The sequence below is a fragment of the Nonomuraea sp. 10N515B genome (assembly GCF_052245915.1).
In the GTDB taxonomy this organism is placed as follows: Bacteria; Actinomycetota; Actinomycetes; order Streptosporangiales; family Streptosporangiaceae; genus Nonomuraea.
Genome location: NZ_JBQQBQ010000131.1, coordinates 1 through 10357, shown reverse-complemented (window position 1 = coordinate 10357; position 10357 = coordinate 1). Strand labels below are relative to the sequence as shown.

The window sequence follows — 10357 nt, the reverse complement described above, 5'->3', positions numbered from 1 at the left end:
TTCACCCGGAAGGTGCGTCCGTTCTGTGCGATGTTCATGATCTCAGCAGTCAGATCATCGCAGGTCGGAGGCACCTTCTTTTAGTTATCGATCTTCAGAACGAAATACCGGCTGAATAGCCGAGGCTAGTCCAAGGTATGCCTCGCTGGTCTCTCGGGAGAGACGTTCAAGATCCATCTCTGAGTCCTCCTCGAGGTGGGGGTCGAAGGGGATGCTGACGACAGCTCGGCATAGGTTGTCAAAGTGGTTCCGGAGAGCATCGACATCTACGTTGGAAGAGCTCTTGGCTCGGGTGCACGACAAAACTACGGTGGCCGAACGGGCTAGACGCTCATGGCCATGCGCCTGAAGCCAATCCAGCGTTGCCTCAGCAGATCGCGCAGCCGCTACCGAAGGGATGGTCACGAGCACGACCTGGTCGGCGAGCTCCAGCGTGGCCGACATGGCGGAGTGAAGGAGCCCCGTCCCGCAGTCGGTGATGCAGATCGAATAGAACTGCTCCAGCAGGCAGGCAATAGTCCGGTAATCACCCGCACTGAAGGACTCCGATACAGCCGGATCCTGAGCAGAAGCGAGGATCTCCAGCCGGCTCGACACCGACTGAGAGGTGAAGGCCCGGACGTCGGCGTAGCGCGGACTCTCCATCCGGAGCAGCTCGGTCAGCAGGTCTCGCACATTGGCCGGCGTCTCCAGCCGCACCCGATCAGACAGCGTGCCGCGGTCTGGGTTGGCGTCGACCGCGATGACTCGATCTCCACGGATCGCCGCAAGCATGGAGCCCAGCCCCACCGCAGTGGTGGTCTTCCCAACGCCGCCCTTGAGGCTGAGCACGGCCACCCTGTGATGCCCGCCGGCCACCGGGGTTCGAGCTCGGCCGACCAACTCCCTGCGACGCAGCTCATCGGAGGACTCACCAGGATGGATGAGCCCGCCGGTTGTCTTGTAGACCGCGCGTCTCCATCCTCCGCTCGGCGGTCGTCGTTTCGTTCGCAGGAGGAGCTCCGGTGTCAGGTGATCTCGCCTAGGAACCGGAACAGTGTCACCAAGGTTTCCGGTGTCGTGGACCACGGCGACCTCCTCTGATTACGGAACGTGTTGACCGCAAGCAGGAAGTACCTCGACCTTCTCGCAGCTAAACCACAACTCTGGTCCTTCTCTGAGCGTGTTCTGATTACTTTCCGGAGAAAGACCTGTTCAGAGGCTTGATATTTGGATTGCCCCATGCGTACGCTACGCTCCGCGATCAAGTCAGTGCATGGAGTCAAAATGCGGGTGTTTGTGACCATTAGTCCAGACGTCGCGCGCTTCCCACGCGCAGCCGCCGCCCTGACGGCGGCCCTCGCGCTCATGGGGTGCCAGGAAAGTCAGAGCTCCGTCCTGCCCCCTCGACCCACAGCGCCGACGGTATCCGCAGAGGCCAGCAGCCCCGAGCCCTCACGCACTCTTCCCCACGACCAGGTTGTGGAGACCTACATCGAGTACTGGAAGGTACTCACCGAAGCCGGCCGGTCATCCCCCTCACGAGCGCGGAAGCTGCTCAAGCCGTACGCCAAGGGCGCCTACTTGGACCACCTCGTCAAAGGCGTCGAGCAGATGGTCGCCCAGGGCCGCGAACCATACGGCCAGATGATCCCGCGAGTGAAGCAGGTCAAGGTCGGCGGGAAGTACGCCGAAGTAGTGGACTGCCAGGACATGTCACAAGCCGCAATGGCAGACCGGCGCACGCACCAAGTGATCCCCGAAACGACCAAGGGCAACTCGACGGCCGACATCATCGCCATGCTCCAGCAGTCCTCGGACGGGCGGTGGCGGCTCACTGGATTGCGCATCAAGGGGGCCGCATGCACGCCGCCCTCGCCCTGAGCGTGATCGCCTGCCTGATCGCCGCTGACGACGAGAACGGCGCCTCACGCTGGGGAGACAGCTGGGTCGCCTTCGGCACACACGACGCGAGCCGGCCGGGCCAGTCCGGATCTGGATCTCACGGAGGCGGAGGCGGGCTCACCAACTGCCACACCATCCCTGGCGCCAACGGGATCACCTACATCCAGTGCGACGCTGGACCCAGAGGGCAGCAGAACCTCTTCGAGGGCATCGCGCCAGGGGAGCCGGGAGCGCCCGTCGTCACTCCTGAAATGCTGCTGGAGCAGGCACTCAAGCAGCTGACCCCGCCCGCGCCGATGACCGTGACAGCCCCACCTCGTGACCGCGAGGGCTACACCGGCTTGAAGCACTACTTCTGGGCCGAACGAGAGCAGTGGCGCCCGATCAGTGCCCGCGCGACAGCAGGTCCCGTCTGGGCGGAGGTTGCGGCCAACCCGACCACGCTGGTCTTCAGCCCCGGATCGGGCCAGAAGACGATCTCATGCAAAGGGCCTGGTCTGCCGTACGACCATTCGAGATCGCCGGACGCCCAGAAGAGCAAGTGCTGGCACCGGTTCACGAGGTCGAGCGCAAAGCTCCCCGGCTCCCAGTACACGGTGACCGTCTCCATCGTGTGGACGGCGAGCTGGGTCGGGTCCGGCGGTGCAGGCGGCCCGCTCCCGCCGATCACGACCTCAGCGACCTTCCCGCTGCGCATCGCCGAAGGTCAGGCGTTGATCCAGAGGAGCACCTGAATGGTCCGCGACACCATGCCCGCGCCACCGGTCCAGATCCCGAAACTGCCTCCGCAACCCCGGCAGCGACGGCGAGGGCTGCTGCTCTTCGGCGTGCTCGTGGTCGCAGGCGGAGGGGTGCTGGCCTTCCACACGGTCAATGGGCTGAGCGATCGAACGCAGGTAGTGGTGATGGCGCAGGATGTCCCAGTGGGCCAGGCGATAACCACCAACGACGTGACCACGACGATGGTGGGCGCTGAGGACCTCGTCGCCACGGTCCCTGGGCGGGAACTCGGCCGGATCGTCGGCATGAGAGCCGCGGCCGATCTCATGAGCGGGATGCTCGTGCAGAGCCGCCTGGTCACTGACCAGTTCGCACCAATCGGAGACCAGCAACTTGTCCCGCTAGCCCTGAAGCCGAGTCGCCTCCCTGCTCGCGGGCTGAAGCCAGGCGACCCGGTGCTCGTAGTTTTCACGCCCGACGTCCAGACGGTACCGGTCACGAAGGCGCCGAAGATCGAAGGCATCGTAGACCAGGCCAAGGGCCCGGATACCGATGGGCTGGTTGTCGTCGACCTGATCGTGAAGAACACCGACGGCGCCGCCCTCGCCGCACTGGCTGCAGAAGGCCGCGTTGCCCTGGTGCTCAACCCGCGGAGGCCATGAGTGGCGATCTATACCCTCATGAGCCCCGGCAGCGCACCTGGTGTGACCACCACGGCCCTTGCCGTGAGCTACGTCTGGGAAGGCCGGGCGCTGCTGGCCGAGTGTGACCCCAAAGGCGGCAACGTTCTGCAGGGATTCCTGACCGGGCAGCTGGAGGGCCACCACGGCGGACTGCTCGAACTCGCGCTGGCCATCGCCCACAACCCCAATCCCGCTGTGCTCTGGGAGCATGTGGTCTCGCTCGACCAGGGGGTGCGCGAGTGGCTGCTCCTCCCCGGCCTGAAGGACCCAAGGCACAACGCTCAGCTCGACGGCGCATGGGACGCCATCGCCGATGTCCTCGCCACCGCCACCGACGGCGCAGTGGACGTGATCCTCGACCTGGGGCAGATCGGCCGCCCGGACACACCCATGCGCCTGATCGCCGCCTCAGACCTCGTGGTCATGCTCCTCCGGCCGACACTCAGGCAAGTCGCCGAAGCACGCCCACGTCTTGACGCGCTCGGGCGCTATATCGGCACCAGCGTCCCGGTTGCACTGGGGCTGGTCGGCAAGGGTGACTACTCCGCCAAGCAGATCAGCGAGACCCTCTTTGGACTGCCCGTTCTCGCCGAGATCCCACACGACCCGAAGTCAGCGGCGGTCCTCTCGGACGGCAAACGCACCCGGCGATCCATTCGCAGGGCATCGCTGATGCGCGGCGCCGCCCACCTGGGGCTCGCCATGCGCCAGCACCTCGTCGACCTCCCTGAGCCCGAGGCGGTGGCGGGATGACGAACAGTTGGCCGCCACCTGCGGCACCCGAGTTCGAGCCGCTCCTGAGCGCTACTCAACCCTCCGCTGACCTGGACGATGCAGCCTTCCGCGAAGCAGTCCTCAGCATCACCGCGTCCGTCGCCGACGATCTCAAGGACACCGAGGATCGGGAGGCGGCACGCCAGGTGATCCAGGCCCGAGTGCAACGATGGGCGCAGGGGCAACTCAGCAGCGGAGACCCGATCAGCTTCGCCACCCAGAGGCGCCTGGTGAATGCCGTCATCGATGAGCGCTTCGAGCTCGGCGTGCTCACGCCGTACATCAAGGACGTCCGGGTGGAGAGCATCGACCTCAACGGCTGCGACGAGGTGTGGATCACCTACAACGACGGCACCTGCGAGCGCGGACCCGCCGTGGCCGGCAGCGACGACGACCTCATCAAGATGATCCAGATGTGGGCGATCCACAAGAGCTACAACCCGCGAGAGTTCTCGGCCGCCAATCCCCTGCTCAACACGGCGCTCAAGCCCGGGGATGGAGACGACGGCGTCGGCGTACGGCTCAGCGCCACCATGGCCGTCACCACGAGGCCCTGCGCGAGCATCCGTTGCCACCGCCTGGTCGACGTCACCCTGGACGACCTGCTTAGGCTCGGCACGATCAACCGCAGCCTGCACGCCTTCCTGAAGGCGGCGGTTCTGGCCCGTCTCAACATCGTCATCACCGGCGGGACCGCGGCCGGCAAGACCACCCTGCTCCGTGCACTCGCCTCGGTGATCGACCCCGAAGAACGCCTGGCCACGCTGGAGACCGACTACGAACTCTTCCTGGACAAGCTCAAGCACCGCCACCAGAACGTGATCGCCTTCCAGGTACGGCAGGCGAACTCGGAAGGCGCCGGTGCCGTCGGGCTCAACGACCTGATCCCCCACTCGCTCCGCAAGAACATCAAGCGCATCATCGTCGGCGAGGTTCGAGCCGACGAGATCGTCCCGATGTTCGAGGCCATGAACACCGGCCATCCCGGTTCCATGTGCACGATCCATGCCGACGGCACCGAGGAGATCTTCAACCGCATCGTCATGCTCTGGACCCGCGGCGTCGGCGCCCAGACCCCACCGGCGGTCATCCATCTCAACACCGGTGAGACCATCGACCTCGTCATTCACCTGCGCATGGATCCGGAGACCAACACCCGCTTCGTCTCGGAGGTCCTTGAGGTGATGCCACCGGCCGACAGCGAGCTCCCGAGCCGCAACCACCTCTACCGAGCCACTGGCCCGGGCGGGCGAGCGATGCCGGACATCACCCCTCAGTGCCTGCCCAAGCTCAAGGCCGTGGGCTTCGACCCAGCGCTCCTCGATCCCATGGCCGCGATGTGGGAGGTCCGGTGAGCACCACTGTCTTGCTGGCCGGACTCAGCGCCGCCATGCTCCTGAGCGGCGTCATGCTCATCATCGGCGGCCTGATCAAACGACCTGCCGATGAGCCGATCAGGCCGCCCTCTCGGTGGGCCTCGGTGAAGGTCGGCCTGATCCGTCACCACCGGCTGATCGCACTGGCTCTCATCGTCTCGGTCGTGGTCTTCGGCCTGACCGGCTGGCCCGTCGCAGGCTTCACCGCGGCGATAGCCGTACTCACCCTGCCTCGGGTCGTGACCGGACGAGCGGCCACCGAGCGCATCCGCAAGCTGGAAGCCCTGGAGCTGTGGACTCGACGCCTAGCGGACCTCCTCGTTGCCGGCCGCGCCCTTGAGCAGGCTCTTGAACACAGCGCAGCTCGAAACGTCCCACCCGCGATCACCGAGCCTGTGGCGGCACTGGCGCGGCGGCTGAAGATCACGCGCATGCCCACCGAGGAGGCCCTCCGTCGATTCGCCGACGAGCTGAATGACCCCGTCGGCGATCGCATCGCTGCAGCTCTCATCCTGGTCGCTCGGCGCCGCGGAAGAGGCGCGAGCGCCGTCCTCAACCGGCTCGCCGAGCTGGTGGCCAAGGATGTCTCCGACCGGCGAGAAGTCGAAGCCGCACGTGCTGAGCACCGCACCACGGTCCGCTGGATCATCGGCATCTTCGTCGCGTTCACCGGCGTCGCCGTCTTCCAGCAGTCCTACGTCGCGCCCTTCAGCACACCGATCGGCCAAATCGTGCTGGCAGTCGTAGCGGCCTTCTACGGGGTAGCCCTCTGGTGGCTGCACCGACTTGGCACCTCGGCTCCCGGCCATCGCTTCCTCACCGACTCCGGGAGGAAGGCATGAGCACGCTGGCCGTCATCTCCGGCGTCGTAGTCGGCCTCGGGCTGATGATCGTGGTGGCGGAGTTGATCCCAGGCCCTCCACGCCTGGATGCCGCCTTGGCCCGCCTCGACGGCACCCGCGTCCCCGGCCGGATCGGGTGGTTCACGGCACGGCTGAGCCGCCTCCCGATCCCCCGCGACGACCTGGCCCTTCTCGGCATCAGCGTCGAGCGCTTCACCTTCCAGAGGGTCGCGTTCCTGCTGTTGGGACTCTTCCTGCCCTTTCCGCTGAGCCTCCTGTGCTCAGCAGTCGGGCTGCCGTTGCCTTGGGCTATCCCCACCGGCGTCGGCGTCCTGCTCGGCGCCATGTTCGCGTTGATCCCTGACTACGCCGCCCGCAGCCAGGCACGCGAGCGCCGCCAGGAATTCCGCGCCGCGCTGGCGACCTACCTGGACATGGTCGCCCTGGAGCGGGCAGCGGGTGCCGGTCCGCCGCAGGCTCTCCAAGCCCCTGCCGACGTGGGCTCGGGCTGGGTGTTCGGCCAGCTCGCCCAGGTGCTGGAACACGCCAAGCGGGCCGGTGAGCAGCCGTGGCGTGGTCTCGCGGAGCTCGGGAAGCGCGTTGGCATCGCCGAGCTCACCGAACTCGCCGACATCGCTGAGGACGCGGGCTCGGAGGGAACCCAGGTCTTGGCAACGTTGCTGGCGAAGGCCCAGTCCATGCGCACCGCAGCGCTCACCGATGCCCGCGCTCGCGCCAACAGCCGCACCAGCGAGATGCCCATCGCCATCGGCATCTCGGTCTTCGGCTTCCTGGTGCTCGTCTGCTTCCCCGCTGTCTACCGGATCATGAGTTGAGGTGCCCATGAACTACTGGCTCGCACTCCTGCGCGACCGACTCGACCGAGCCCGCGAGGCTCGCGAGAAGGGCGCGATGTCCGCCGAAGCGATGATCATCATCGCGGCGCTTGCCCTGGTCGCGCTCACGGTCATGGGCATCGTTACCGCGAAGATCATCGAGAAGGCGAACTCGATCAGCCTGTGAAGCGCGCCGACCGCGGGATCGTCAGCGCGGAGGTGGTCATCGCGCTGCCCGTCGTCATGCTCACGATCCTCGCCTGCATGCAGTTGTGCCTGCTGTTCTTCGCCCAGTCCGTCGCCCTCGCCGCAGCACAACAAGGCGTGCGCGCGGCCCGGGCCGACGGAGCATCTCGTACGGCTGGCGCCGGCGTCGCTCAGCGCTACGCCGTACAGACAGCCGGCGGGTTCCTCCACTCGATCAGCGCCTCCAACGGAGGAGATGCGACCACGATCAGAGTGACGGTCCGGGGCCAGTCGCTGTCCCTTGTGCCCTTCTTGCCATCCATCCAGATCTCGGAAGAAGCCGCCGGAGCTGTCGAACGGTTCACGACCCCATGAACGATCGCGGAAGTGCCACGGTGGAGGCGATGCTCGCCATCACGGCGATCGTGCTCGTGATTCTCCTGGGCGTGGCCGGTGGACGAATCACCGTCGCCTCAGCGGCCGTGGAAGCCGCCGCGAGAGATGCGGCCCGGCAGGCCTCGATCGCCCGCACCGCGTCGGAAGCCCAGGCGAACGCCCAGGCCAGCGCGCAGGACTCGCTCAGCAGCAGAGGCGTGAGCTGCACTTCAGTAAGCGTCCAGGTCAGCACGGCTGGATTCAGCCGCCCGGTTGGCAGTCCAGCCATCGTGTCCGCCACTGTCTCCTGCACAGTTCCTCTTGGTGACGTCGCTTTCCCTGGATTGCCTGGCAGCGTGCACCGCACAGCGAGCTTCACCAGCCCGCTCGACCCCTACCGCGGAAGGGAGTCGTAGTGAGGAGTGACCGAGGCTCGATCACGCCCTACGCGATCATCTTCATCACCGTCCTGCTCCTCTTCATCGGTCTGTCGGTGGACGTGGGCGCCAAGCTCCGAGCGGGTTGGGAGGCAGTCGGCGTCGCCGAAGAGGCTGCCCGCGCTGGAGCCGGCCAACTCGATCGCGCCGCCGTCTACCGGGGTGCCGCGGCCACGATCGATCGAGGTACGGCCGTAAGGGCAGCACAGGCCTATCTCTCTTCCAGCGGCCATAGCGGCTCAGTGGGTATCGCGTGCCCGCAGTCCATCCGTGTCAGCGTCACGGTGACCAAGCCCACCTGGTTGCTCTCCCTGGTTGGACTCTCCTCGGTCTCCATGACGGCCACGGCGACCGCGAACCTGGTCACCGGAGTCGAAGGGCCCGGCCGGTGAGGCTCCTCAGGGCCGTGGGTGCCCTGATCGCACTCGTGGCCATCACGGTGGGCTTCCCCTGGCTCATGCTCTCGACGATCGGCTCACCCCTCCCCGACCGCCTTCCTCAGTTCCGCGATGTCATCGACCAGTTGACCGCCCGCGATGACGGGACGCTGTTCATCTGGGCGTTGGAGCTGATTGCGTGGGGCGCCTGGGCGTTGTTCTCGCTGTCCGTAGCGTTGGAGCTCGTCTCCAGATCCCGCGGACTGCGTGCTGCTCCTCGGGTCCGAGGCCTCAGCGGGTTCCAGCGGCTCGCCACCTACCTGGTCACCGCGGCGACGCTGGCCGTAGGCGTACCGGTCACCGCATCCGCCGAGTCTCCATCACCGCCGGTCGTGGCCATGGCGCCGCATCACCCGCTGGGTGATGCACCCAAGGAGCGCGTCTATCGGGTACGGCAGGGCGACACCTTGTGGAAGATCGCTGACAAGAAGCTGGGCAACCCCCGGCGGTGGCCGAAGATCTGGAAGCTCAATGCTCGCTCCGCACAGCCAGATGGACGGCAATTCACCGATCCCGACCTGATCCACCCAGGATGGAAGCTCCGCCTGCCTATCAAGAAGCCCCCTGCCAAGTCCGTGCAGGAGCGCCCGCGAGTTGTCGAACCCCCTCCGACAATGCGCCCTACTCAAGAGCAACCCGCCGCCGACGTCATCGAGCTTCCTTCGGGCTCGATGGTGGCACTGGCCTACGCCGCTGGCGTCAGCACCGCCTTCGTCGCGAACCGCCTGCTCCACCGTCGTCGACGGACCCTTCCCGCACCTTCGGACCCAGTGACCATCCTTCCCGAACCCGAGCCTGAACCGGCCGTCCACGAGCTTCGACGAGCCTTCCGCCAGTCCTTCGCCGAACGAGAAGCGGAGTCTCCTCAGGAAGAGATGCTTCTGCGTGAGGCGTACTCGATCGACGTCCCGCAGCAGACCGCGATCGGCCGACGCGATGACGGCTCGTTGGTCGAGATCGACCTGTCCGGGCCTGGACTCGGGCTCTGCGGCGAAGGGGCGGATGATGCTCTCCGCTACCTGATCGTGGACTGCCTCCGCCAGGCGAGCGACTTCCGCGCCGAGATCATCATCAGCAAGGACCCCGCCAAGGCACTGCTGACGGAGCTCCCGGCGCTTCCTGGGTTGGTGGTGACAGCGACACAGGAGGAAGCGCTCAAGCGCTTCAACGACACCCACTTCACCCGTCGCCGGATGATGCTCGAGAGGGAGGCATCCACCATCGACGAGCTCCGGGAACGCGATCCTGGAGAGCCCCTGCCTGCCGTACTCCTCGTGACCGACCTCAACGACGAGGTCTATGAATGGATCACGGCACCGCTGCTGTCAGGCAAGCACACAGGTGTGGGCGCCCTCATCCAGGGCGAATGGCACGGTGGGACGACGTGCGTCCTCGATGAAGAGCACCGCATCACGCACGCTGAGGGGCGTCTGGCCGATGTACTCGAGGCAGCGCAGCTCTTCCACATCACTCAAGAAGAGGCCGCTGCCGCGCTGAGAGCGCTCGCTCCGCCGCCGGATCCAGCTTCTTCATCGCCGGTGCCAGTGAGCAACGCCTGGCACGGGCCTGAGCTCGTCCGGCTCTCAATCCTGGGGCCACCGACCGTTCTGGTCCGGGATCAACCACAACCCTTGGAACTGAGCTGGCTCCAGGTCAGCCTGCTGGTCTACCTGGCTCTCCACCCGAGGTGTGTCAGAGAAAATGCACCAGATCGGGTCTTAAATACCCATCAGTCGCGGGAGGGGTTATAGGGGATCCTGGCGTAGTTCTCGCCGGGCTGCAACCCGGGCCTCGTGCGCGTCCTTCA

General features: G+C 66.1%; 13 protein-coding genes. 12 read left to right on the top strand and 1 reads right to left on the bottom strand.

Annotated features, from left to right (window positions below):
• Positions 1-84: 84 nt before the first annotated feature.
• On the bottom strand, positions 85-831 hold the full coding sequence (locus ACTWQA_RS57750; protein WP_443167279.1) for a MinD/ParA family ATP-binding protein: 747 nt from the start codon (positions 829-831) through the stop codon (positions 85-87).
• Between the two features lie 630 nt (positions 832-1461).
• On the opposite strand from ACTWQA_RS57750, the gene ACTWQA_RS57745 reads away from it, so the two are divergent.
• From ACTWQA_RS57745 to ACTWQA_RS57690, 12 genes are read left to right on the top strand one after another with little or no spacing between them, the layout of a single operon-like run.
• Positions 1462-1863 (top strand): hypothetical protein, encoded by a 402-nt coding sequence (locus ACTWQA_RS57745; RefSeq protein WP_443167278.1) that lies wholly within the window; start codon positions 1462-1464, stop codon positions 1861-1863.
• The gene (locus ACTWQA_RS57740) at positions 1842-2618 is read left to right on the top strand and encodes a hypothetical protein (RefSeq protein ID WP_443167277.1); all 777 of its coding nucleotides are present in this window, start codon (positions 1842-1844) and stop codon (positions 2616-2618) included. Before ACTWQA_RS57745 ends, ACTWQA_RS57740 begins: the two co-directional genes overlap by 22 nt.
• A complete protein-coding gene (locus ACTWQA_RS57735; RefSeq protein ID WP_443167276.1) occupies positions 2619-3266 on the top strand; it encodes an SAF domain-containing protein in 648 nt (215 codons plus the stop codon).
• A complete protein-coding gene (locus tag ACTWQA_RS57730) occupies positions 3267-4040 on the top strand; it encodes a hypothetical protein (protein WP_443167275.1) in 774 nt (257 codons plus the stop codon). It begins immediately after the preceding gene.
• On the top strand, positions 4037-5416 hold the full coding sequence (locus ACTWQA_RS57725; RefSeq protein ID WP_443167274.1) for a CpaF family protein: 1380 nt from the start codon (positions 4037-4039) through the stop codon (positions 5414-5416). Before ACTWQA_RS57730 ends, ACTWQA_RS57725 begins: the two co-directional genes overlap by 4 nt.
• The gene (locus ACTWQA_RS57720) at positions 5413-6279 is read left to right on the top strand and encodes a type II secretion system F family protein (protein WP_443167273.1); all 867 of its coding nucleotides are present in this window, start codon (positions 5413-5415) and stop codon (positions 6277-6279) included. Before ACTWQA_RS57725 ends, ACTWQA_RS57720 begins: the two co-directional genes overlap by 4 nt.
• Positions 6276-7115 (top strand): hypothetical protein, encoded by an 840-nt coding sequence (locus ACTWQA_RS57715; RefSeq protein WP_443167272.1) that lies wholly within the window; start codon positions 6276-6278, stop codon positions 7113-7115. Before ACTWQA_RS57720 ends, ACTWQA_RS57715 begins: the two co-directional genes overlap by 4 nt.
• Positions 7116-7122: 7 nt before the next feature.
• Complete coding sequence (locus ACTWQA_RS57710; RefSeq protein ID WP_443167271.1) at positions 7123-7302, top strand: hypothetical protein; 180 nt, start codon at positions 7123-7125, stop codon at positions 7300-7302.
• Positions 7299-7676, top strand: coding sequence for a TadE family protein (locus ACTWQA_RS57705; protein WP_443167270.1), 378 nt, complete (start codon positions 7299-7301; stop codon positions 7674-7676). Before ACTWQA_RS57710 ends, ACTWQA_RS57705 begins: the two co-directional genes overlap by 4 nt.
• Positions 7673-8092, top strand: coding sequence for a TadE/TadG family type IV pilus assembly protein (locus ACTWQA_RS57700; protein WP_443167269.1), 420 nt, complete (start codon positions 7673-7675; stop codon positions 8090-8092). The genes ACTWQA_RS57705 and ACTWQA_RS57700 overlap by 4 nt, the downstream gene beginning before the upstream one ends.
• Positions 8092-8505 carry a pilus assembly protein TadG-related protein gene (locus tag ACTWQA_RS57695; RefSeq protein WP_443167268.1) on the top strand — a complete coding sequence of 138 codons (414 nt, stop codon included), beginning with the start codon at positions 8092-8094 and terminating at the stop codon, positions 8503-8505. Before ACTWQA_RS57700 ends, ACTWQA_RS57695 begins: the two co-directional genes overlap by 1 nt.
• A 35-nt stretch (positions 8506-8540) precedes the next feature.
• Entirely contained in the window at positions 8541-10301 is a 1761-nt protein-coding gene (locus tag ACTWQA_RS57690) for a LysM peptidoglycan-binding domain-containing protein (RefSeq protein WP_443167267.1), read from the top strand.
• Positions 10302-10357 lie beyond the last annotated feature (56 nt).